At 63.9% G+C, this 23,035-nt stretch carries 24 protein-coding genes; 5 read left to right on the top strand and 19 right to left on the bottom strand.

Annotation, left to right across the window (positions count from 1 at the left end):
• Positions 1 to 108: 108 nt before the first annotated feature.
• From panD to dksA, 10 genes are all read right to left on the bottom strand, one after another.
• Positions 109 to 489 (bottom strand): aspartate 1-decarboxylase, encoded by a 381-nt coding sequence (gene panD / locus AC2VNO_RS12130; protein WP_486934357.1) that lies wholly within the window; start codon positions 487 to 489, stop codon positions 109 to 111.
• Positions 490 to 526: 37 nt separating this feature from the next.
• On the bottom strand, positions 527 to 1,375 hold the full coding sequence (panC, locus tag AC2VNO_RS12125) for a pantoate--beta-alanine ligase (RefSeq protein ID WP_486934356.1): 849 nt from the start codon (positions 1,373 to 1,375) through the stop codon (positions 527 to 529).
• Positions 1,376 to 1,404: 29 nt separating this feature from the next.
• Complete coding sequence (gene panB / locus AC2VNO_RS12120; protein ID WP_228579181.1) at positions 1,405 to 2,196, bottom strand: 3-methyl-2-oxobutanoate hydroxymethyltransferase; 792 nt, start codon at positions 2,194 to 2,196, stop codon at positions 1,405 to 1,407.
• A gap of 110 nt (positions 2,197 to 2,306) precedes the next feature.
• Positions 2,307 to 2,810, bottom strand: a complete 504-nt coding sequence (gene folK, locus AC2VNO_RS12115) for a 2-amino-4-hydroxy-6-hydroxymethyldihydropteridine diphosphokinase (RefSeq protein WP_486934355.1) — start codon at positions 2,808 to 2,810, stop codon at positions 2,307 to 2,309.
• Positions 2,807 to 4,204, bottom strand: coding sequence for a polynucleotide adenylyltransferase PcnB (gene pcnB / locus AC2VNO_RS12110; protein ID WP_486934354.1), 1,398 nt, complete (start codon positions 4,202 to 4,204; stop codon positions 2,807 to 2,809). The genes folK and pcnB overlap by 4 nt, the downstream gene beginning before the upstream one ends.
• 851 nt (positions 4,205 to 5,055) lie before the next feature.
• Entirely contained in the window at positions 5,056 to 6,447 is a 1,392-nt protein-coding gene (locus AC2VNO_RS12105) for a sigma-54-dependent transcriptional regulator (RefSeq protein ID WP_486934353.1), read from the bottom strand.
• Positions 6,425 to 9,382: an ATP-binding protein gene (locus tag AC2VNO_RS12100; RefSeq protein WP_486934352.1), complete on the bottom strand. Its 2,958-nt coding sequence runs from the start codon at positions 9,380 to 9,382 to the stop codon at positions 6,425 to 6,427. Before AC2VNO_RS12100 ends, AC2VNO_RS12105 begins: the two co-directional genes overlap by 23 nt.
• Complete coding sequence (locus AC2VNO_RS12095; protein ID WP_197448823.1) at positions 9,372 to 9,548, bottom strand: hypothetical protein; 177 nt, start codon at positions 9,546 to 9,548, stop codon at positions 9,372 to 9,374. Before AC2VNO_RS12095 ends, AC2VNO_RS12100 begins: the two co-directional genes overlap by 11 nt.
• 9 nt (positions 9,549 to 9,557) lie before the next feature.
• Complete coding sequence (gluQRS, locus tag AC2VNO_RS12090; RefSeq protein ID WP_486934351.1) at positions 9,558 to 10,436, bottom strand: tRNA glutamyl-Q(34) synthetase GluQRS; 879 nt, start codon at positions 10,434 to 10,436, stop codon at positions 9,558 to 9,560.
• 89 nt (positions 10,437 to 10,525) lie between these two features.
• Positions 10,526 to 10,963 (bottom strand): RNA polymerase-binding protein DksA, encoded by a 438-nt coding sequence (gene dksA / locus AC2VNO_RS12085; RefSeq protein WP_228579175.1) that lies wholly within the window; start codon positions 10,961 to 10,963, stop codon positions 10,526 to 10,528.
• Positions 10,964 to 11,192: 229 nt separating this feature from the next.
• Here dksA and AC2VNO_RS12080 point away from each other — a divergent pair, with 229 nt between their 5' ends.
• The gene (locus tag AC2VNO_RS12080) at positions 11,193 to 12,353 is read left to right on the top strand and encodes an aminotransferase class I/II-fold pyridoxal phosphate-dependent enzyme (protein ID WP_486934350.1); all 1,161 of its coding nucleotides are present in this window, start codon (positions 11,193 to 11,195) and stop codon (positions 12,351 to 12,353) included.
• Between the two features lie 10 nt (positions 12,354 to 12,363).
• A complete protein-coding gene (gene sfsA, locus AC2VNO_RS12075; RefSeq protein ID WP_486934349.1) occupies positions 12,364 to 13,122 on the top strand; it encodes a DNA/RNA nuclease SfsA in 759 nt (252 codons plus the stop codon).
• Here the strand turns inward: sfsA and AC2VNO_RS12070 are convergent.
• From AC2VNO_RS12070 to AC2VNO_RS12040, 7 genes are all read right to left on the bottom strand, one after another.
• Complete coding sequence (locus AC2VNO_RS12070) at positions 13,081 to 13,410, bottom strand: Rieske (2Fe-2S) protein (RefSeq protein WP_486934348.1); 330 nt, start codon at positions 13,408 to 13,410, stop codon at positions 13,081 to 13,083. The genes sfsA and AC2VNO_RS12070 overlap by 42 nt on opposite strands.
• Before the next feature lie 5 nt (positions 13,411 to 13,415).
• Positions 13,416 to 13,883, bottom strand: coding sequence for a DUF4426 domain-containing protein (locus tag AC2VNO_RS12065; protein ID WP_486934347.1), 468 nt, complete (start codon positions 13,881 to 13,883; stop codon positions 13,416 to 13,418).
• A gap of 82 nt (positions 13,884 to 13,965) precedes the next feature.
• On the bottom strand, positions 13,966 to 14,571 hold the full coding sequence (metW, locus tag AC2VNO_RS12060) for a methionine biosynthesis protein MetW (protein ID WP_486934372.1): 606 nt from the start codon (positions 14,569 to 14,571) through the stop codon (positions 13,966 to 13,968).
• On the bottom strand, positions 14,571 to 15,728 hold the full coding sequence (metX, locus tag AC2VNO_RS12055) for a homoserine O-succinyltransferase MetX (protein ID WP_486934346.1): 1,158 nt from the start codon (positions 15,726 to 15,728) through the stop codon (positions 14,571 to 14,573). Before metX ends, metW begins: the two co-directional genes overlap by 1 nt.
• A 50-nt stretch (positions 15,729 to 15,778) precedes the next feature.
• On the bottom strand, positions 15,779 to 16,369 hold the full coding sequence (locus AC2VNO_RS12050) for a YggT family protein (protein ID WP_486934345.1): 591 nt from the start codon (positions 16,367 to 16,369) through the stop codon (positions 15,779 to 15,781).
• Between the two features lie 59 nt (positions 16,370 to 16,428).
• Entirely contained in the window at positions 16,429 to 17,253 is an 825-nt protein-coding gene (gene proC, locus AC2VNO_RS12045) for a pyrroline-5-carboxylate reductase (protein WP_486934344.1), read from the bottom strand.
• A gap of 60 nt (positions 17,254 to 17,313) precedes the next feature.
• Positions 17,314 to 18,024 carry a YggS family pyridoxal phosphate-dependent enzyme gene (locus AC2VNO_RS12040; protein ID WP_486934371.1) on the bottom strand — a complete coding sequence of 237 codons (711 nt, stop codon included), beginning with the start codon at positions 18,022 to 18,024 and terminating at the stop codon, positions 17,314 to 17,316.
• Between the two features lie 78 nt (positions 18,025 to 18,102).
• Between AC2VNO_RS12040 and AC2VNO_RS12035 the strand changes: the two genes are divergently transcribed.
• Together AC2VNO_RS12035 and AC2VNO_RS12030 are read left to right on the top strand one after the other, a co-directional pair.
• On the top strand, positions 18,103 to 19,137 hold the full coding sequence (locus AC2VNO_RS12035) for a type IV pilus twitching motility protein PilT (protein WP_228579168.1): 1,035 nt from the start codon (positions 18,103 to 18,105) through the stop codon (positions 19,135 to 19,137).
• A gap of 34 nt (positions 19,138 to 19,171) precedes the next feature.
• Positions 19,172 to 20,314: a PilT/PilU family type 4a pilus ATPase gene (locus tag AC2VNO_RS12030; protein ID WP_486934343.1), complete on the top strand. Its 1,143-nt coding sequence runs from the start codon at positions 19,172 to 19,174 to the stop codon at positions 20,312 to 20,314.
• A 50-nt stretch (positions 20,315 to 20,364) separates the two neighbouring features.
• Here AC2VNO_RS12030 and AC2VNO_RS12025 read toward each other — a convergent pair whose 3' ends face one another.
• The gene (locus AC2VNO_RS12025) at positions 20,365 to 21,495 is read right to left on the bottom strand and encodes an anhydro-N-acetylmuramic acid kinase (RefSeq protein ID WP_486934342.1); all 1,131 of its coding nucleotides are present in this window, start codon (positions 21,493 to 21,495) and stop codon (positions 20,365 to 20,367) included.
• 112 nt (positions 21,496 to 21,607) lie between these two features.
• Here AC2VNO_RS12025 and tyrS point away from each other — a divergent pair, with 112 nt between their 5' ends.
• Entirely contained in the window at positions 21,608 to 22,807 is a 1,200-nt protein-coding gene (gene tyrS / locus AC2VNO_RS12020; protein WP_486934341.1) for a tyrosine--tRNA ligase, read from the top strand.
• A gap of 9 nt (positions 22,808 to 22,816) precedes the next feature.
• Here the strand turns inward: tyrS and AC2VNO_RS12015 are convergent.
• Positions 22,817 to 23,035: hypothetical protein (locus AC2VNO_RS12015; protein WP_486934340.1), on the bottom strand; the 219-nt coding region annotated here is incomplete at its 5' end.

Raw genomic sequence — 23,035 nt, 5'->3', positions numbered from 1 at the left:
TCCTGAGTCGTTCACTGACGTTATCCGAACCAGCATAGGCGACTCTTGTGCACTGCGACAATCCCCCTCGAGGAAACGGCAGGCGCCGCCGCTGAGGTCCCTGACCGGTCAGGCAAACTGGACGGGAATGGCGTTGCTGGTATGGCTGACGATATTGCCTTCCTGCAAATAGACGAGGCTGGGCTGGTGGTTTTCCAGTTCGGCCTCGCTGTAATGAGCATAGCTGCAAATGATCACACGGTCGCCGGGACCGGCCAGATGCGCAGCGGCACCGTTGATCGAGATGACCCGGGAGCCCTCTTCGGCACGAATGGCATAGGTGGTGAAACGCTGTCCGTTCTCGACGTTATAGATTTGAATCTGCTCGTTTTCGCGGATGCCGGACATGTCCAGCAGCTCGCCGTCGATGGCACAGGAGCCTTCATAATTGAGCACGGCATGGGTAACGCGGGCCATGTGCAGCTTGGCCTTGAGCATGACGGTGAACATGCGGGCTTCATACCTCCGGAATGCTAAAGGAGCCGCTTCACTGCGGCAGGGTAAGGGTCAGATTGTCGATCAGGCGAGTCTTGCCCAGGCGGGCGGCGGCGAGCAGCACGGCCTCGTGAGTCGTTGCCGTTGCCGGCCCCAGGTCTGCGGCGCGCAGTTCCAGATAGTCGGGATCGAAACCGGCCTCTTGCAGCCGCTGCCGGCCAGTGTCAAGCGTTGCCTCGATGGGTTCGCCGGCCTCGAGCGCCTCGCGCAAGGCGGCCAGGGTGCGATGCAGCTCGGGGGCGGTGGCGCGTTCGGCCTGGTCGAGATAGCCGTTGCGCGACGAGAGCGCCAGGCCGTCTTCGGCGCGGACGATGGGCACGCCGACGATCTCGATGGGAAAGTGCAGATCCGCCACCAGCTTGCGGATGACGGCCAGCTGCTGGTAGTCCTTTTCGCCGAAACAGGCGACATCGGGCTGCACCAGATTGAAGAGAATGCTGACCACGGTCGAGACGCCGTCGAAATGGCCGGGACGCGAGCCGCCACAAAGCCCCTCGCTCACGGTCGGTACGCACACGCGGGTCTGGTTCACCAGGCCGCGGGGATAGAGTGTCGCTTCGGTGGGCGTGAACAGCAGGTCGCAGCCGGCAGCTTCGAGCTTGGCCTGGTCGTCGGCCAGCGTGCGCGGGTAGGCGTCGAGGTCCTCTCCCGCGCCGAACTGAAGCGGATTGACGAAAACGGTGGCCACCACCACATCGGCATGCCGCCTGGCGGTCTCCACCAGAGCCAGGTGCCCGGCGTGCAGATTGCCCATGGTCGGCACCAGCCCGATGCGCTGGTCACGGCGGCGGTGCTCGCCGAGCGCCTGACGTAGCGCCGGTATGTCTCGCAGAGTACGCATCAGCAGGACTCCTGGAAGGAAAGACGGAGCTAGAAACTGTGTTCCTTGGCAGGGAATCGACGTGCCTTGACCTCTTCATGGTAGCGGCGGAACGCGCCGGAGATGTCGTCGGCCTCGGCCATGAAATTCTTGACGAAGCGAGGCGTGCGTCCGTGAGTGACGCCGAGCACGTCATGCATGACCAGGATCTGGCCGTCGGTATCGGGACCGGCGCCGATGCCGATCACCGGCACGTCCAGGGCTTCGGTAATGGCACGCCCGAGGCTTGCCGGCACACACTCCAGCAGTATGACCGAGGCGCCGGCGTCAGCCAGGGTACGAGCATCCTCGAGAATCTGCGCCGCGCGCTCGGCATCCCGGCCCTGGACCTTGTAGCCGCCGAGTTGATGAACGGTCTGCGGGGTCAGGCCAAGGTGAGCGCAAACGGGGACGCCGCGCCGGGTCAGTTCGCGAATGCCATCGGCCATCCAGGCTTCGCCTTCAACCTTGACCAGTTCGGCGCCGGCGCGCATCAGCTCGCCGGCGTCGTTCAGCATGCGCTCGGTAGTGGCGTTGCTCATGAAGGGCAGGTCGACCATCAGCAGGCTCGTGCCCTTGGCGCGCGCCACGCAGCGCGTGTGGTAACAGATGTCGTCGAGGGTTACCGGCAGGGTGCTGTCGTGCCCCTGCAGTACCATGCCGAGGGAGTCGCCGACCAGCAGCACCTCGATGCCCGCCTCCGTGGCGGTACGGGCAAAGGACGCATCATAGGCGGTCAGGCAGCTGAAGGTTTCACCTGCGCGCTTGTAGGCTTGCAGAGTGCTTAGCGTGACGGTTTTCATGGCGTGCTCTCGTTGTGTCTCGGGCAAGCGGCGTTGAGCCCCTGGCGCCTGTGCTGCGCGTGATTGTTACCAGAATACTACGGTCGTGTCGACTGGTAACACCTGGCGCCTCAGCCTAGGTTATCGGGTAACACTTCGACCCCGTCGGTTGTCCCGAGCGCTGTCGCCAGCGCACCGACATGGCGTCCATCCGGGAGTCGCAGCCGTGGTGCAAGCTCTGCCAGCGGCAGCAGAACGAAGCCACGCACTGTCATTTGCGGGTGTGGCACGTTCAGGCGTGGCAACTGCAGGGTCTCGTTTCCGTACACTAGCAGGTCGAGGTCGAGGGTGCGGGGGCCCCAGTGACGAAGGCGCCTTCGACGGTGCCGCTGCTCAAGTGCCTGGAGTTGATCCAGCAGGGCGAGAGGAGAAAGGTGCGTGCGCAGGTGGGCGACGGCGTTGATGAAATCGGGTTGATCCTGGGGTCCGACCGGACGGGTGACGTATAGCCGCGATGCGCCGATGCTCTCGGTCAGCGGCAGCTTGCCGAGCTCGTCGAGTGCCCGGCGCACCTGAGCGATGGGAGCGTCCAGATTGCTGCCCAGACCGACATAGGCATCGACGCGACAGATCATGAAGGGCCGGGTGAGCTGCGCCGTCGCCGTTTGCGTGGCCGCTTACGGCGTACGTTTCCGCCTGGCCCGGCATCGGCACCGGCTTTCTCGAGCAAACGGCGCTGATCATGTTCGTCGCCTTCCTGGTAGGCGGTCCACCACTCGCCCAGGCCGGGCTCGATCTCGCCCGAGGCCTCGCGGAGCAGCAGGAAGTCGTACGCGGCCCGAAAGCGCGGGTGCTCACGGTTCTGCTGGGCGCGTTTTCCGCGCCGCTGAGGCAAGCGCTGCTGTAGATCCCAGATATCGCGCATCGGCATGCTGAAGCGCTTGGGAATCGAGATATGCTGCAGCTGGCGCGCTAGCACCTGCTGCGAGGCGAGCTGCAGCGCCGGGATGGGCGGCATGTCTTCCTCTTCCAGAGCGGTCTGGCGGCGCTGTACGGGAGCCCACAGTAGAGCGGCGAAGAGGAAAGCCGGCGTCACCGGTCGCTCCTCGCGAATTCGCGTATCGGTGCTGGCCAGGGCGTGCTCGATGAGCGACTCGGCCCATGGCTGTCCGGCCATGGCTTCATCGGTTTCGGGGAAGAGCATGGCGAACAGGCCGTACCGGCGCAGCAGGCGGAAGGTTTCGACGCCATGGCCGGCCATGAACAGCTTGAGCACTTCATCGAAGAGCCGGGCGGGCGGGATCTGCAATAGCAGCGGGGCCATCTCGGCGATCGGCTTTTCCGACGCCGGCGCGATATGAAAGCCCAGCTTGGCGGCGAAGCGCACGGCACGCAGCATGCGTACCGGGTCCTCGCGATAGCGTACGGCCGGGTCGCCGATCAGGCGCAGCGTGCGGGACTCGATGTCGCGCATGCCATCGGCAAAGTCGTGAATCGAGAAGTCCGCGATGCTGTAGTAAAGGGCATTCACCGTGAAATCGCGACGAATGGCATCTTCCTGAATGCTGCCCCATACGTTGTCGCGAAGCAGGAGCCCCTGATCCGACTGTTGGGCGATGTGGTCGCCGTGGTCGTCGTTGTGGGTGCCGCGAAAAGTGGTGACCTCGATCACTTCACGGCCGAAGCGAACGTGAACGATACGAAAGCGTCGGCCGATGATGCGCGAGTTGCGAAACAGCTCACGCACTTGCTCCGGTGTCGCATCGGTGGCGACATCGAAGTCCTTGGGCATCTTGCCCAGCAGCGAATCGCGGATACAGCCGCCGACCAGGTAGGCCTCGAATCCGGCATTGTGCAGGCGGTAGAGTACCTTGAGCGCCGATTCGCTGAAGTGCTGGCGCGACACGGGGTGCTGATCGCGAGGAATGATACGTGGTCCTGTCTGCCCCCCGGGAGCGTCCTGGGGACCGAAAAGCGTCCTCAAGTGCGTGCCAGGGCTCTGCAGAAAGCGGGTAAATCCTTTGAACATGCGGCGATTTCGACTCGCAGTGTGCGAAAGTACTAGAGTGTAGCGGACCGCCGACACCTTGCAAAGCGGCCTGCGATTTCCGCGGCGGGGAAAGACAGCATCGATATAGCAAAAGAGGAGGCACATGGGCCTCCTCTGACAAGCTAAATGGTGCTGCGTCCTTGCGGCTGTTTCTTCTTCGTGATGGCGCATCGCCTTGAATACGCACCACAGTCACCAAGATTCACAGGCAACAATGTTGTTGTGATTGTTGACGTTCCTGGTTGCGACCGCCTCGTATTCAAAACAATAATCCAACCACGACGGCATAGGAGATATGCCACCCTTCGGCTTGTTGATATTGTTGCCGAAGGTGCGCTCTTGCGGCCGTTGTCGTTGTTCTGGGCCGGGGTTGGCGCGTCGCGTCCTGATGGATCCGGTGCTTCGCTCATGTCTTGTTGTTGTTGCACTCGTAGCGAAGGGCGGCTCTCTCCGGGGCATCTTGTTGTTGTGGCCCCTAGCCGCATCCTCTTCACAGCCTGCCGTTATTGTTGTTGGCGCAGGCCCTGTCTCTCCAATGCCTTGTTCTTGTTGTTGGCTCGGGTGACAGCCGGATGTTGTTTTTCTTGTCATGAATGTTGCACGGCATGTGCCAAGGCTCTTTAATTCCATGAAAAACAGTCACCTGCTGTTTCGCTCCGAATGCGCCCCAGCGAGGAAAGACGAATGTGTTACCCGACTTGCGCCAAGTCGGGGCAAGTTCTGGGTGGGAAGGTAACACCTGGTGCAGAATTGACTGGCTGGGCATAAAAAAGCGCCTTCGACCGCTCGTCGAAGGCGCTTGGACATTAGTCTTAGAGCTCACGCGTTTTTCATGCACTGCTGCGCCGGGTCTGCTTCTTGCGCGGGATCCCCAGGCGCTGGCGGCGTTCCCACAGACACTTGCGGCTGATCCCCAGCTTCTGGGCGAGCTCCGTCTCGCTCATGTGATCCTGGTGCTCGAGCACGAAATGCTGGAAATAGTCCTCCAGCGACAGGTCCTCTTCGGTACTCGACTCTTCGCTTTCGATGGGGCTGGGTGCCGGCTTTGGCTCGACACCGTTGCGGGGCGTCGGTGTCCTGCCTGGCCTGAGGCCCAGGTCGTCGGGATGAATCAGGTGGCCTTCGGCGAGGATCACGCCACGCTCGAGGGCATTCTCCAGTTCCCGCACGTTGCCGGGCCAGGGATAGTCGTGTATCTCGCGCCGCGCCGCTCGCGACAGCCGCAGCCCTTCACGATGGTGGCGGCGACAGGCCTTCTCCAGCAGGACATCGGCAATCAACAGGATGTCGTCCTCGCGCTCGCGTAGAGCGGGCAGGTCGATCTGCATTACGTTGAGCCGGTAATACAGGTCGAGGCGAAACTCGCCGGTCTTCGACAGCGCACGCAGGTCACGATGGGTCGCGGCGATCAAGCGCACGTCGACATGGCGGGTCTCCACCGAGCCGATACGGCGAATCTCACCTTCCTGCAGCACGCGCAGCAGGCGCGCCTGGGCGTCCAGCGGTAGCTCGCCGATCTCGTCGAGAAACAGCGTGCCGCCATCGGCGGCTTCCACCAGGCCTGTACGAGCGGCACTGGCGCCGGTAAAAGCGCCCTTCTCATGGCCGAACAGCTCCGACTCGATCAGCGTTTCCGGTATGGCCGCACAGTTGACGCAGATGAGAGGAGCGTGAGCGCGCTGGCTCTGCTGATGGATCGCTCGCGCCACCAGTTCCTTGCCGGTCCCCGACTCGCCCTGGATCAACACGGTGACATCGGCCGGAGCGGTCTTGCGGATACGTGTATAGACGGCCTGCATTGCCGGGCATTCACCGATCATTTGCTGGCGCGAACCACCGGCATCGGTGATGTCGGGCGGCGTGGAGCGATGCGACATCTGCTGGTGAAGAACGCGGGCCACGGTTTCCAGCAGTTCGTCATGATCGAAAGGCTTGGCCACGTAATCCACGGCCCCCTGTTTCAGCGAATCCACCGCCGAACGCATGCTGGCATAGCTGGTCATGATCAGAACCGGGGCCGGTGCTGCGTGCTCGATGAGGTCGGTGCCGGGCTCGCCGGGCAGGCGCAGATCGCTTATCACCAGATCGAAGGTGCGCGGCTCCAGCGCCAGTGCCTCATCTACGCTGCCGGCCTCGCTGATCTGGTAGTCATGGCGCTCCAGCAGCCTGCGTAGCGCAGTGCGAATGATGGCTTCGTCTTCAACGATCAGAATCCGGCTCATCGGTATGTTCACCATCCTCTCGTACGGTGGGCAGCCACAGGCAGATGCGGCTGCCGCATTCCAGCCCAGGGGGCGGGGATTCGATTTCGATCCTGCCATGGTGTTCGGCAACGATGCCGTAGACCAGCGGCAGGCCGAGGCCCGTGCCTTCGCCAGGCGGCTTGGTCGTGGTGAAGGGCTCGAAGAGATGCTCGCGCACGCGGTCGTCGAGCCCATGTCCCTCGTCGGTGACGGTGATCTTGAGCATGTCGCCCGCCGGCTCGGCGTCGATGACGACCTCTCCGCCCGGCTCGCTGGCATCGCGAGCATTGCTCAGCAGGTTGATCATTACCTGCTGTAGTCGTTGGGCATCACCGAGCACCGTCAGTTCGACTGGGCAACGATTACGGTAACGGACATCCTCGCCCGAGCGTGCCAGTTGGATCAAGTGCAGCGCCTCATCGGTGATGGCAGCGATGGCCACCGGGACCATGTGCGTGTCCTTGACGTGCCTGCCGCTGTGAGCGAAGCCCACCAGCGAGTTGACGATACGCGAGATGCGATCGGTCAGCTGCTGGATCTGGCGCGCGGTTTCCAGCACCTCGGGGTCGTCGGTGTCATAGCGCAAGTTCTGGGCCAGCGAGGAAATGCCGGTTACCGGGTTGCCGATCTCGTGGGCCACGCCTGCCGCCAACTGGCCGATCGAGGCCAGTCGCGCGGCATGCATCAGTTCGTCCTCTAGCCACTTCATCTCACTGTGATCCTCGATCAGGATCACGACCCCGCCGCGCACATCGTCGTCGGCCTGCAGTTCGGCGCGATGAAAGGTCAGGTAGCGTGTGCTGCCCTTGAGTTCGACCTGGCGCTTGTAGAGACGCTCCTTGGGCTCGACCAGGGCCCGGCCAAGCAGTTCGGCCCAGGGGGCCGGCAGGCCATCGCGACGCGCCCCCACGACGCTGCCGCCGTCGATACCGGACAGTTCGGCCAAGGCGTCGTTCCACATCAGCAGCTCATCGTCGACGCCGAAGGCACACAGCCCCACCGGCAGCCGAGTCAGGATGCGGCGATGATAACGGCGCAGGCCGTCGAGTTCGCGGGCCAGCCCGGTGAGCCGCGAGCGGTAGGCCTCGAGACGGCTCTCGACGAAATGGATGTCGTCCGTGGGTTCCTGGACGCCGCGGCGGTATGGCAGGTAGCGGTCGACGATGTCCTGTGCCACCGAGGGACCCATCAAGCCGGACAGATTGGCCTGGATGCGATCACGCAGCCGGCGCAGGGCGTAGGGGCGCCCATCGAGAGGAGACATGCCGAGATCGGTGAGGGCGCGCTCGACTTCACGCTGGGCTACTTCCTCGCCCAGCACCTGGGCCAGCGGCTGCTTGAACTCCTCGCCCGTGGTGGCGACCAGCGGCAGGCGCTTGGGTCGGATAACCGCATCCACCGAGCATGCCTCGGCGGCGGCGCGCTCGCCCTCGGAGGTTCGCGTGGCCAGCGAAACGATGATGAAGACGAGCACGTTGAGCGCCAGTGAAACCAGCGTTACCACGTACCAGTCGGGCTCGCCGGCGAGAAGCTCCAGCCCTGGCGGGATAAGAATCAAGGTGGGCAGGCCGGTCAGCAGCGGCAACCACAGGCCGGCGAGCCAGATCAGCACGCCGACCACCAGGCCCGAGACCATGCCCTTGCGGTTGGCCCCCGGCCAGTAGAGCAGCGCCAGCAGGCCCGGCAGGCACTGGCTCATGCCGACGAAAGCCGCCAGTGCCAGGGTGGTGAGATCGTGATTGACGCCAACCGTACGATAGAACAGCCAGCCACTCAGGATGACGGCGGCCATCAGCCCCCGGCGCAACCAGCGCAGCCAGCGATAGAGGTTGGGCTGAGCCTCGGGCGGATGGGCCACCAGCAACATGTGGTTGAGGATCATGCCGGAAAGCGCCATGGCGATGATCACCATGGTGCCGCTGGTGGCGGCAAGTCCAGCGAGAAAGGCCAGGGCCTGGACCCAGAACGCATCGGAAAGCCCGAACGCCACATAGGCGGCGCCCACGACATCGTGGCTACCCAGGCGTTGCCCCGCCCAGAGTATCAGCGGCACCGGAATCGCCATCAGCAGGAGAAACAGCGGTAGCGACCAGCTCGCTTGCAGCAGCGTATGCCGTGACAGGGTCTCGGCGAAGGTGATGTGGAAAATATGCGGCATCAGCAGGGCGGCGGCAAAGAACAGCAGCAGCAGGGTGCGCCAGTGAGCGGCATCCGGCTGCACGACGCTTGCCTGGTAGACCTGGCCAGGGCCGTCGAGCCAGGTCTGCAGGTCTGCGGGACCGTCGAAAATGACGAACAGAGCGATGGCTCCCAGCGCCAGCATGGCCACCAGCTTCACCACCGACGTCAGGGCTATTACCGCCAACAGGGTGTCGTGCCGGGCCGACCCCTTGCCATGGCGCGTGCCGAAGATCATCGCGAACAGTGCGATCAGCACGCACAGAGCCAAGGCCAGTAGCGCCGGCGAGGCGGTGCCGGTCATCAGCGAGATGGCATCGCCCAGCGTCTGGATCTGAAGCGCCAGCAGAGGCATGACCGCCAGCAGGCTGATCACGGTGATCATGGTACCGACCCAGCGCGAGCGGAAGCGAAAGGCGAACAGGTCGGCCAGTGAGGAGAGCTGGTGGGTGCGGGTCATGCGCTGGATGGGAACCAGCAATACCGGGGCCAGCAGGAAGGCTCCCGCTACGCCCAGGTAGTAGGCGAGAAAGCCGTAGCCAGAGCTGGCAGCCAGCTCCAGGCTGCCGTAGATCGCCCAGGCGCTGGCATAGACACCAAGCGCCAGCGTGTAGACGGCTGGGTGCCGGGTCACGCGGCGGCTGACCCAGCCTCGCTCCACCGCCAGGGCGCAGAGGAACATCAGCATCAGGAAGCCGGCGCCGAGAGCGAAGACGCTGGCCAGGCTAGCGTTCATCGAGCTTCCTCTTCTGCTCCAGCCACAGCGTCAGGGCGATCAGTACCCCCCAGATGGCGAACGGGCGGTACCAGGCGACGCCGGGGCTCGACCAGCCGCTCATCAGCAGCGGCGACAGCAGGTAGCCGCCGAAAACCAGAAACAGCATGATGCGATAGACGTACATGGGCGCTCCTCACTCCCGGCGATGGGCCTCGGGGCGGATTCCGTTCGGTTCCCAGCGGTCTGTGGCCCAGGCCAATTGCTCATTCACAGGTGCCAGCTGCAGCTCGTCGGGGGGTGCCTGATCGAGCGCCACCAAGGCGCGATGGAGCACGGGGCGCACGGCGCGATCATCGCATGGCAGTGCCGGGGCCAGGTTCTGCTTGGACAGCTTCTGGCCATCGCGATTGATGATCAGGGGCAGATGCAGATAGCGTGGCTCCGGCAGTCTCAGGGCATGCTGCAATTGGCGCTGCCAGGGCGTGTTGTCGAGCAGGTCGTAGCCCCTGACCACGTCACTGATGCCTTGCTCGGCATCGTCGACCACCACAGCGATCTGATAGGCCCACAGGCCGTCTTTGCGTTTGAGTACCACGTCGCCGAGGGCTGCCGGGTCGAAGCGCTGCTCGCCGAACAGCCGGTCCTGCCATACCACAGGGCGCAGGCCGAGATCGCTGCGCAGCCGCCAGGCGACTGGTTTGCCCGGTTCACGCAGCCCTTCGCGGCACCAGCCGGGATAGATCGGATATTCCCGCCACTGCTTGCGTGAGCAGCTGCAAGGGTAGGCCAGGCCCAGGGCCTGGAGCGTATCCAGTGCGGCGGCGTAGGCCGCATCGCGTCCCTGCTGCCACAGCACTGGGCCATCCCAGTGCAGGCCGAAGGCCTCGAGCTGGCGCAGGATGGTGTCGGCTGCCCCCGCCGGGCAGCGCGGCGGGTCGATGTCTTCGATACGCAGCAGCCATTCGCCTTCGGCCCGGCGAGCATCGAGAAAGCTGGCCAAGGCGGCGATCAGCGAGCCGAAGTGCAGGGCTCCCGAAGGCGTTGGCGCGAAGCGACCGCGGTAGCCTGTCATGGCGCGCTCCCGGGCTCGGTGGCCGACATGCGAACGGGCACCCAGAGGTGCCCGTTGCGGGGTGACTTGGCCGCCACTGCTGAGAGGCCTCAGCCGCCGAGCTGCTTTTCCTTGAGTTCTGCCAGGGTCTTGCAGTCGACGCACAGGGTCGCAGTGGGGCGTGCCTCCAGGCGACGAATACCGATCTCGACGCCACATGCCTCACAGAAGCCGTAGTCGTCTTCGTCGATCTTCTCGAGCGTTTCATTGATTTTCTTGAGCAGTTTGCGCTCGCGGTCGCGGGTGCGCAGCTCCAGGCTGAACCCCTCTTCCTGGGTAGCCCGGTCCGCAGGGTCGGCGTAGTTGTTCGCCTCTTCCTGCAGGTGGCGTACCGTGCGATCCACTTCTTCCATGAGCTCCTGTTTCCAGCCCAGCAGGATCTGTCGGAAGTGCTCAAGCTGCTGCTCGTTCATATACTCTTCACCCGGCGCTGACTCGTACGGGGTGAATTTTTTGGGCGCTTCCGCTTTCTTGTCTGCTACTGGCATGGGTCTGCCTCATTGCTTGAGTGACTGCTGATCAATACCCGCCGCAACGTGGTGCAAGGTATCTCACGCCAAAGGCATGCTTGTTTATCGGAATTTTGCAAACTTTGCAATACCTGAGCGAAACGGCCGGTGCCTCCCGGTGAGTCAAATCAATGGTATGGTTTTTTGACCGCAGAGACGGAAAAAGTGCCCTTCGCCGGTCATCTATCTTGTGTTTCAGGAGTTCGTCATGTCATGGAATTCTCGCGTTGATCGTGTCGCGTCCTTTCGGGTGATGAGTCTGCTGGAGGCCGCCCAGGCACGCGAAGCGGCAGGCCATGACGTCATCCATCTCGAGGTGGGCGAGCCCGACTTTCCCACTCCCGAGCCGGTAGTGACGGCAGGCTGCGCGGCGCTGGCGGCAGGGCATACCCGCTACAGCCCTGCGGCGGGGCTGCCGGCGCTACGTGAGGCGATTGCCGGCCATTACCGTGAGCACTTCGGTGCCCATGTCGACCCGAAGCGCATTCTGGTCACCCCGGGAGCTTCAGGTGCCCTGCTGCTGGCCAGCCAGCTCCTGGTCGGCCCAGGCGATCGCGTCCTGATGGCCGATCCCAACTATCCCTGCAACCGCCACTTCATGGCGCTCGCAGGCGCCGAGGTGGACACCGTTCCCGTCGGTCTGGAGAGTGGCTGGCAGCTCGACGCCGGGTTGGTCGAACGACACTGGCGAGAGGCCACGCGTCTGGCGATGCTTGCCACGCCTTCGAACCCCACCGGGCACATGCTCGATTCGGCACAGCTGAAAGCGGTGGCCGACAGCGTATCGGCAAGAGGAGGACATCTGCTGGTGGATGAGATCTACCAGGGGCTGAGCTACGACATCGCGCCGTTGTCGGTGGCTGCGCTCACCCCGGATGTGTTCGTGGTCAACAGCTTCTCAAAGTATTTTGGGATGACCGGCTGGCGTCTGGGCTGGCTGCTGGCGCCGGAGGCGGCCGTGGAACCGCTGACCCGGCTGGCACAGAACGTCTTTCTCGCCGCGCCCACCCCGGCCCAGCATGCGGCACTTGCCGCTTTCACTCCCGAGTGCCGAGACCTGCTCGAGAGCCGCCGGGTCGAGCTCGGCCGTCGCCGCGATGCACTGCTGGCCGGGCTCGCTCGCTTGGGACTGGCACCGTCGTTGCCGCCTCAGGGCGCCTTCTACCTGTGGCTCGACATCTCCCGCTACAGCCGCGACAGCCAAGCCTTCTGCTGGCGACTGCTCGAGGAGGAGAATGTCGCCATCACGCCCGGGATGGATTTCGCGGTGACAGGGGGTGAGCACCACGTGCGTATCGCCTTCACCACCGGCATCGCGCGTCTGGAAGAGGCGGTAAGCCGGCTCGAGCGCTTTCTGGCGCGGCAGTAGGGAGCGAAACGTGGACTACCCCACCCTGGTGCCGGGCATACTGCTGCGTCGCTACAAACGGTTCCTGGCCGACGTGCGCCTCGACGATGGACGCGAAGTGCTGGCGCACTGCCCCAACACCGGTTCGATGCGGGCGGTCAACGTACCCGGCTGCCGGGTATGGCTGTCGCCGAGCGACAACCCGGCGCGCAAGCTGGCATGGACCTGGGAGCTGATCGAGCTGCCCCAGCCCGACGGCAGCGTGGCGCTGGCCTCGGTGCATACCGGGCGCACCAATCGCATCGTCGAGGAAGCGCTGAGGGTGGGGCGAGTGGCGGGGCTAGACGAGTATGCGACGCTCAAGCGCGAGGCCAAAGTAGCGGGCGCGCGGCTCGATTTTCGCCTCGACGACCCCGTGCGTGGAACGGCCTTCGTCGAGGTCAAGCAGGTGACGCTCAAGGAGAGCGATGGCCACGGCTACTTTCCCGATGCGGTGAGTGAGCGCGGGCGCAAGCATCTGGAGGCGCTGTCCGTGTTGGCGGAGCAGGGGCAGCGCGCCGTGCTGCTTTTCTGCGTGGCACACACCGGCATTGGCGACGTGGCGCCAGCGGCTCATCTCGACCCCCGCTACACCGCCACGCTGAAGGCTGTGGCGGCACGCGGTGTCGAGGTGCTGGCCTATGGCTGCGACTTCGGCTGGCATGCTGGGCGGCCGGTGTCGGTCACGCTGGGGGAGCGGCTGCCGGTATCATTCACTCGCCAAGTCAATGTTGCCCTCGGCGTCGATTGAAAGCGCCACCGGTTCCAGGAAGCGACCCTGGCAAGGGCCGAACACGCACTCGCCGCTCTCCGGCAGGAACAGTGCGCCATGCATGCCGCACTGGATCAGTTCACCCCCCGGCTCCAGGAAGTCGCCGTCCGGCAGGTTCAGCGGCACGCCCTGGTGGGGGCAGCGGTTGATGAAGGCGCTGACTTTTCCGTGAACGCACACCAGGAATACCTTGCGGCCATCGGCAAGTGTCGCGCCACGCGATGACCTGGTGTCGAACTGTTCGAGACGGGCAAGGGGAGCTGGCATGCGTATCAGCGGTCGATATGGAAGCGCTGGATGAAGTTCACCTCGGCAGGCTCCAGGTTGCGGTCATAGCGCACTTCGATAGTGAAGTGCATGGGCTCGTCGTCACGAATGCGAAAAACCGCGATTTGCGACTGGGTATCGCCCTCGCGCAAGGTGCGAAACTCCAGAGCGGTTCGGGCGCTGCCCTGAACCTCGCCGACGGTACCGCTGACCGGAGCGTTCACCGGGCGCAGCTCGCCGTCGACCTCTTCCAGTACGCTGACGTTGAGCAGTGCCATGGCCGGACTGCGCTGAATACCGTGAGCCTCGGCCACGGACTGAGGCAGGAAGCTGGTGCTCACCGCACTGTAATGAAGCTGGTAATCGCCAACCTGCTCGTACTGCTGGGCATGGGCTGGCAAGAAGATCATGCCAAGCCCCAGTAGCAGGACGGCGACCCATTGGCGCAGGGGCAGGGGGCGTGTGTTCAGCATGGCGCTCTCCTCGATGTAGGGGCTTGCACCTTGTGGCATGGCGCGATATTTCAGGCCCCGGATGCCGGGGCCTGCGTCTCGCTCATTTGCGGCGGCTCTGGCGTTCGACACGAAAGATGGCGATTTCGCCAAACAGGTTGGGCCATAGCCGCGTGGCCCAGTGTCCTTCGTGATCGCCGATGCCAACGGCACGATCGGTGATGAGTAGGCCCTTCTCACGGCACAAGTGCTCGAAGTCGTTGAAGGTCGAGAGATGAATGTTGGGAGTATCGTACCAGGCGTAGGGCAGCGATTTGGAAACCGGCATGTAGCCGCGAATCCCAAGGTGCACCCGATGACGCCAGTAGGCGAAGTTGGGAAAGGTGATGATGCACTCATCGGCCACTCGTAGCATTTCGTCGAGCATGCGGTCGGGGCGACGCAGGGCTTGCAAGGCCTGTGTCATGACCACCAGGTCGTAAGTGTCGTCCTCGAAGTGGACCAGGCCCTCGTCGAGGTTCTGCTCGATGACATTGACCCCCTTGGCAATGCACGCCGTGATGCCGGCCGGATCGATCTCCAGGCCGTAACCGGTGACGCCCTTGTCGCGGGCCAGGGCTTCGAGCAGGGTCCCGTCGCCACATGCCAGGTCTAGGATGTGCGCGCCCTCGGGCACCCAACGGTGAATCAGCTTCAGGTCGGCGCGCATCATGCCGCTTCCTCCAGGCCCAGCTCGCGAGCGGCGCGGGACATGAACGCAGCGAACACCGCCTGATAGCGCGGCTCCGGCAACAGGAAGGCGTCGTGGCCATGGGGCGAGTCGATGTTGACGTAGCTCACCTGCTTGCCGGCGCGTATCAGCGCGTTGGCCAGCTCGCGAGAGCGCGACGGTGGAAAGCGCCAGTCGCTGGTGAAACTCACCACCAGGAAGGGGCACTGCCCGGGAGCGACGGCATCGGCAAGCACGCCGCCGTGCTCCGCCGCCGGGTCGAAGTAGTCCAGCGCCTTGGTCATGAGCAGATAGGTATTGGCATCAAAGGCAGTGGAAAAGGTATCGCCCTGGTAACGCAGGTAGGACTCGACCTGAAACTCCACGTCATAGCCGAAGTTCAAATCTTCACTGCGCAGGTCGCGACCGAACTTGCTGCCCATGGCATCTTCCGAGAGGTAGGTGATATGCCCCACCATGCGCGCCAGTTTGAGTCCGCGGCGCGGCACGGTGCCATGTTCGGCATACCAGCCGTCGTGGAAGTCCGGGTCGGAGCGTATCGCCTGACGTGCCACCTCGTTGAAGGCGATATTCTGTGCCGAGAGCTTGGGCGTGGCGGCGATGATCACCGCGTTGGCGACCCGCTCGGGATAGATCCGGGTCCACTGCAGCACCTGCATGCCACCGAGGCTACCGCCGATCACCGCGGCAAAACGCTCGATACCCAGGCGCTCGGCCAGGCGTGCCTGGCTGTGCACCCAGTCGCTCACCGTGACCATGGGAAAGTCGGGCCCCCACAGCCGCCCGGTAGCGGGATTCTCGCTGATCGGCCCGGTGCTGCCATGACAGCCGCCCAGGTTGTTCAGCGACACCACGAAGAAGCGATTGGTGTCGATGGACTTGCCCGGACCGATATGTGCATCCCACCAGCCGGGCTTGCGTTCGTCATGCTCATGGTAGCCGGCGGCATGATGATGTCCCGACAGGGCGTGGCAGATCAGCACCGCATTGGAGCGCTCGGCATTGAGCGTGCCGTAGGTCTCGTAGATGAGATCGTAGGCCGGCAGCGTTCTGCCGCAGGCCAGGGCCAGGGGGTCGTCGAAGTGCGCCGTCTGAGGCGTCACCAGGCCGACCGAGTCTTCGGGAAACTCGAGCATTTTGTCGTTCTATGTCCAGTCGTTGAGGTCCGTCACTCACGGACAGGGGCTCACATTCCCACCAGGGCGCCGGCGACACCGGCGGCTCGAGTCAGCGCGCCCACCACGATACCATCGATGATGCTGATACCGATGAAGACCACGATCGGTGACAGATCGATCATGCCGAGCGGCGGTATGACCTTGCGTACCGGCGCCATGATCGGCTCCACCAGCTGCATGACGAGCAGTGCCCCGGGATGGCTGGCATTGGGCGCGACCCAGCTCAGGATGATCATCACGATCAGGGCGAAGAAATAGATCTTGAGAATGGCGTTGGCGATTGCCGCCAGGGCACCGATCGCCACCTGAGTGATCGGCGGCATGCCGATACCGGCGATCTGCAGAATCACCACGATACTGACCGCCTTGAGGACGAAGGCGGCGGCCAGGGTGGCCAGGTCGAAGCGCCCCATGACCGGGCCGAGGAAGGCCTGGAAGGGCCGCACCACCGGCTGGGTGATCTTCACCACCGACTGGCTGATCGGATTGTAGTAGTCGGCCTGGGATGCCTGCAGCAGGAAACGCAGCATCATCAGGAACAGGTAGATGTTGATCAGGGTGTTCACCAGCAGCAGGCCGGCATTTCCCATCTGGCCCATGTGGGCTCCTCCATATCGTCAAGATGGCCATTGCCGCTTGGCGCGGGCGACCGGAAAGACTATCGCTTGCCCAGTTCCTCGGACATTTCCCGGGCACGGGCAACGCAGGCATCCATGGCATCGGTCAGGATGCCGCGCAAGCCGGCCTGTTCCATATGTTCCACGGCGCGCTCCGTGGTACCGCCAGGCGACATCACGTTGCGCTTGAGCCGATCCGGGGTCAGCTCACTCTGCTTTGCCATGCTGGCCGCGCCGAGTGCCGTCTGGATGGCCAGTCGGCGAGCCGTCTCGGTCGGCAGGCCAAGCTTGGTGCCAGCCTCCTCCATGGCTTCGAGCATCAGGAAGAAGTAAGCCGGGCCGCTGCCGGATACGGCGGTCACGGCATCCAGCAGGGCTTCCTGATCGACCCATTCGACGATACCTACGGCTTCGAGCAGCTCAGTGGCCTGGGCGCGCTGTTCACTGCTCACTTCGGCCGTGGCGTACAGCCCGGCGGCGCCGGCGCCGACTAGCGAGGGTGTGTTGGGCATGCAGCGTATCAGCGGCAGGCCACCGCCCATCCACTCCTGCAGCGACTCGGCGGAGAGCCCGGCTGCCACGGAAATGATCAAGGGTCGCTGGCGCTGGAGGGTATCGCGTAACCCCTCACAGACCTCGCGCATCACTTGCGGTTTAACCGCCAGTACCACGATATCCGCCTCGCGTACCGCTGCGACGTTATCGGTATTGGTGCGGATACCGAAGCGCTCGTGAACCGGTGCCAGGAAGGCATCGCTGGGCGAGGTGGCAGTGATGGCGTTGGCCGGGTGGCCGTTATCGATCATGCCGCCGATGATTGCGCTGGCCATGTTGCCGGCGCCAATGAAGGTGACTCTGCTGGCCATTACGCTCTGTCCTTCTTCCGTCATGGTGCAACCGGCGCGAAGCCGGTGCGAGTGCCTCGTTCAGCGAGGCGAATTGTTCCTTGCGCCAAAGATGGCCGTACCCAATCTCACCAGGGTGGCCCCCTCGTGCACGGCGGCTTCCAGGTCATCGCTCATCCCCATCGACAGGGTATCCAGCGGCGCCTCGGGGAAGCGTTCCTGCAGCGCTTCCAGCGCCTGGCGCAGTCGAGCCAAGGGGGCTCGCTGCTCCGCCAGGGTCGCGGCCGGGGCCGGAATGGCCATCAGGCCGCGCAGCCGTAGCCTGGGCATGGCAAGCACCGCTTGCGCCAGATCGTGTAGTTCGTCCACGGCAATGCCCGACTTGCTCTCCTCATCGCTGATATTCACCTGCAGACAGACCTCGAGAGGCCCCAGCTCCTCAGAACGCTGGTCGTTGAGCCGTCGGGCGATTTTCTCGCGGTCGACGCTGTGGACCCAATCGAAGTGCTCGGCTACGGCGCGGGTCTTGTTCCCCTGCAGTGGACCGATGAAGTGCCACACGATGTCCGCCAGGTCGGCAAGTTCGGCCTGTTTTTCCAGCGCCTCCTGCACATAGTTCTCGCCGAACTCACGCTGGCCCAGCTGCCAGGCCTCGCGGATCATGCCGGCCGGCTTGGTCTTGCTGACCGCCAGCAGTTGGGCTGCATCGGGCGCTCGCCCGGCTGCCGCCAGGGCATCGGCCAAACGCCGGCGTGCACTGGTCAACGACTCGGAAAGCATGGTATCCGTCATCTCGGCCACATGAAGTCCTTCATGTCCGCAAGGTCTGTCATACTCGCTGGAACCTTAATCGGGGAGCAGGGGAACCGCATGGATATTACCGAACTGCTGGCGTTCTCGGCAAAGCAGAACGCTTCCGACCTGCATCTGTCGGCCGGCCTGCCGCCGATGATTCGCGTCGATGGCGACATTCGTCGTCTCAATGTGCCGGCGATGGAGGACAAGGAAGTTCGCAAGCTGATCTACGACATCATGGGCGATCGGCAGCGTCGTGACTACGAGGAGTTCTTCGAGACCGACTTCTCCTTCGAGATTCCAGGTGTGGCGCGTTTTCGCGTCAACGCCTTCAACCAGGCGCGTGGCGCCGGTGCCGTTTTCCGTACCATCCCCAGTGAAGTGTTGACCATGGAGGACCTGGGGCTCGGCGATGTCTTCCGTCGGCTGGCGCTTCTCCCGCGCGGACTGGTGCTGGTCACCGGCCCTACCGGCTCGGGCAAGAGCACGACCCTTGCTGCCATGATCGACTATATCAACGATCACCGTTATGACCATATTCTCACCATCGAGGATCCGGTGGAATTCGTGCACCGCAGCAAGCGCTGTCTGATCAACCAGCGCGAGGTGCATCGCGACACCCATGGCTTCGCCCAGGCGCTGCGCAGTGCTCTGCGTGAAGACCCTGACGTGATTCTGGTCGGAGAAATGCGCGACCTGGAAACCATCCGGCTGGCGCTTACCGCCGCCGAAACCGGGCACCTTGTATTCGGCACTTTGCACACCACTTCGGCCGCCAAGACCATCGACCGTATCATTGACGTCTTCCCCGGCGAGGAGAAGGCCATGGTGCGCTCGATGCTGTCGGAGTCGCTGCAGGCAGTGATTTCCCAGACGCTGCTCAAGCGGCGCAGCGGTGGGCGAGTGGCAGCCCACGAGATATTGATCGCCAATGCGGCGGTGCGGAATCTGATCCGCGAAGACAAGGTGGCGCAGATCTACTCCGCCATCCAGACCGGCGGCAATATCGGCATGCAGACTCTCGACGCGGCACTGGCCAAGCTGGTGGCGGAGAACGTGGTCAATCGCGACGAGGCCCAGGCGCGCGCCAAGAGTGCGCTGACGAGCTGAGTGCTGCCTGGGATAACGTTAAGGGGACGGGGTGATGAAAGCGCAAGAATGGCTGGAGCAGTTGCTCGACATCATGGCCCAGCAGGAGGCTTCCGATCTGCTGATCTCGGTGCAGGCGCCGCCCACCATCAAGACCGCCGGCAAGCTCACGGCTCTGGGCGACCAGCGCCTTTCGGTGGAGCAGGTGCGCGAGCTGGTCAATGTGGCGGTGCCGGAGGGGCTCAAGGAGCGCTTCCTGCAGGAGCGCGAGGCCAACTTTGCCCTGAGCCTCAGCGGGCGCGGACGCTTCCGGGTCAGTGCCTTCCAGCAGCGCAACCAACTGGCGATGGTCATTCGCCGCATCGCCTACGAGATCCCTCATCTCGAGGAGCTCTCGTTGCCGCCGCAACTGGGTGAACTGGCCAACCTCAAGCGTGGCCTGGTGTTCGTGGTGGGCGGAACCGGCACTGGCAAGTCGACAACGCTGGCCTCGATGATTCAGCAGCGCAACGAGACCGTTGGCGGCCATATCATCAGCGTCGAAGACCCGATCGAGTACGTGCATCCGCACAAGAAGGCGATCATCAATCAGCGGGAGGTGGGGATCGATACCGAGTCGTTCGAGGTGGCGCTGAAGAACACCCTGCGTCAGGCGCCGGATGTGGTGCTGATCGGTGAGGTGCGTACCCGCGAAACCATGGAGCATGCGTTGACCTTCGCCGAAACGGGGCACCTGTGTCTGGCGACGCTGCATGCCAACAACGCCAACCAGGCGTTGGACCGCATCATCCATTTCTTCCCCCATGAGCGCCACGAGCAGATCTGGCTCGACCTGTCACTCAACCTGCATGCCATCGTTGCCCAGCAGCTGCTGCCTACCCGTGACGGCGGCCGCTGCCCGGCCATCGAGATACTGCAGCGCACGCCGCTGATCGCCGACCTGATCCGCAAAGGCGACGTGGGGGAAATAAAGAACGTGATGGCTCGCTCCCGCGACCAGGGCATGCAGACCTTCGACCAGGCGCTCTACGAGCTCTTCAAGGCCGGCAAGATCAGCGAGGAAGTAGCCCTGGTCCACGCCGATTCGGCCAATGAGCTGCGCATGATGATCAAGTACGGCGACGAGAAGAGCGACGTGCTGGCGAAAGCGCAGGCGTCCGCGCAGCGGCTATCGCTGCGCGATGACGACGATTTTTAGTAAGCGCTGAATCATTGCCTGCACGGTCGAATCGCTGCGTTGAGCGGAATTTAGGGAGAGTAGACGCCGCCGAGGATGCGTGGGCCATCGGCGCCGGTGACGCTGGGCAGGTTGCCGGGCAGCCCCTCCAGGCGACGCCAGGCGAGCCAGGCGAAGGCGCCGGCCTCGAGCCAGTCGGCCGGCCAGCCCCAATCGCTACTGGCCATCAGGGGAGTTTCGGGGAGATGGCGAGCCAAGCGACCGAGCAGGTCATGGTTGTGGGCGCCACCACCGCATGGGATCAGCGCCGACGCCGCGGGAGCGGCGACGAGCTCACGCGCCATCTCGATGCCAAGCGCCACGCTGGTGGCGGTCAATTCCGCTAGAGTCGCCTGTACATCGGCGGGCTTCTCCTCTCCCGTGAGATGCCCGTCGAGCCAGCCGAGGTGAAAAACTTCGCGACCGGTGCTGCGTGGCGGCGGGCGGTGGAAAAACGGCTCGCCCAACAAGCGTTCGAGCAAGGCGTCGTCCACCTTGCCTGAAGCCGCCCAGGCGCCGTCAGGGTCGAAGCGGCCGCCACGATGGCGGGCGTGCCAGGCGTCCAGCAGGGCATTGGCCGGGCCGGTATCGAAGCCGATGACCTCAGCCTCGCTTTGCGCTGGCGGCAACAGGGTCAAATTGGCGAAACCGCCCAGGTTGAGCACCAGTTGCCACTCCCCAGCCCGGCGGAACAGCGCTTCGTGAAAGGCCGGCGCCAACGGGGCGGCCTGACCACCGGCGGCCAGGTCGCGGCGACGGAAGTCGGCCACTACCGTACAACCGCACAGCTCCGCCAGCAGGCTCGGGTTGTCGAGCTGGAGTGTATACGCGGGCCCACCGGCGTGGCCCCAAGGCGCGTGCTCGATGGTCTGGCCGTGGCTACCGACTGCGGTAATCTGCTTTGCGGTGACGCCGTTGTCTTCGAGCAGTTGCTGAACGGCAGTGGCCTGGAGACGGCAGAAGGCGTCCTCGGCGCCGGCAAGCTCGGCAAAGGCAGGGCGTTCGGCCTGGCATAACTGCAACAGCTGCTCGCGTAGCGTGTCGGGCATCGCCTGCGCATATGTGCCCAGTAACTGCGCGCTTCCGGCCGTGTCGATTTCGACCAGCGCGGCATCGATGCCGTCCAGGCTGGTGCCGGACATCAAGCCCACGAATAGTGCCATCTCTTCTCTCCCTAACGTGGTCGCCCCGCACGGCGTTAAGTCATGCTAACATCGTGCCCCATTTAATGGACCTTGCCCGCACGGGCGAACAACGTATTTGGAGTGGGAGAAGATGACCGACGTCGCGAGCGCGCTGGCGCTGCTCAAGCGAGGCACCCAGGAGATCCTGCTGGAGGACGAGCTGGTCAAGAAGCTCGAGTCCGGCCGTAAGCTGCGCATCAAGGCGGGTTTCGACCCCACGGCTCCCGACCTGCACCTCGGCCACAGCGTGCTGCTGACCAAGATGCGCCAGTTCCAGGATCTGGGCCACCAGATCATCTTCCTGATTGGCGACTTCACCGGGCGTATCGGCGACCCCACCGGTAAGAACGTCACTCGCAAGCCGCTCACCGAAGAGGAAGTTCGCGCCAACGCCCAGACCTACAAGGAGCAGGTGTTCAAGATCCTCGATCCCGACAAGACCGAGGTGCGCTTCAACTCCGAGTGGTTCGGCGAACTCACGGCGGCCAAGATGATCGAGCTGGCGGCGCAGAGTACCGTGGCACGAATGCTCGAGCGCGACGACTTCGATAAGCGCTACAAGTCCGGTCAGCCGATCTCCATTCATGAATTCCTTTACCCCCTGGTGCAGGGCTACGACTCCGTGGCCCTCGAAGCCGACATCGAGATGGGCGGCACCGACCAGAAGTTCAACCTGCTGATGGGTCGTGAGATACAGAAGCACTTCGGCATGGAGCCTCAGGTGGTCATCACCATGCCGCTGCTCGAAGGTCTCGACGGCGTGCAGAAGATGTCCAAATCGCTGGGCAACTACGTCGGTGTGGATGAGGCCCCGGGTGCGATGTTCAACAAGCTCGTCTCCATGCCTGACAGCCTGATGTGGCGCTACTTCGAGCTGCTCTCGCTTAAGTCGAACGAGGAGATCGAAACGCTCAAGCGTGACGTCGAGGCCGGTGCCAACCCGCGCGACGTCAAGATGGTCCTTGCGCGTGAGCTGATCGGGCGCTATCACGGCGAAGAGGCTGCGACCAATGCCCACAAGTCGGCTGGCAATCGCCTGGCCGAGGGCGAGCTGCCAGAGGACCTGCCCGAGGTTGAAGTCGATTTCGAAGGCAGTGCCCAGGCCCCCATCGCCGCGGTGCTCAACCGAGCCGGGTTGGCCAACAACAGTGCCCAGGCCAAGGACATGCTCGGCAACGGCCGAGTCAAAGTCGACGGCGAGGTAGCGGCCAAGGATCTCATGCTCGACACGGGCAAGAGCTACGTGATCCAGGCGGGCAAGAAGCGCCATGCCCGGGTGACCCTCAGCTGAATACAGCATTCAAGCGAAAGTGACAGCGCCCGCCTTGAGCGGGCGCTGTCGTTTCTGGGCCAGGGTTTCTATCCACAGGCGCCCGCCTTCCGGCGCCTGTGGATAGTTTGGCGGCCATCGTTTTGTCGCCGCCCCGTCACCGGCGTGAAACTTTTTTACAAGCGCCCCTTGCAGGGGCCGGATGAAAACCGTAAAGTACGCATCCGCTGCCGGTGACGGGCAACGTTG

It is taken from the genome of Halomonas sp. TH-94 (assembly GCF_057473365.1).
This window is presented reverse-complemented; position numbering and strand designations above follow the sequence as displayed.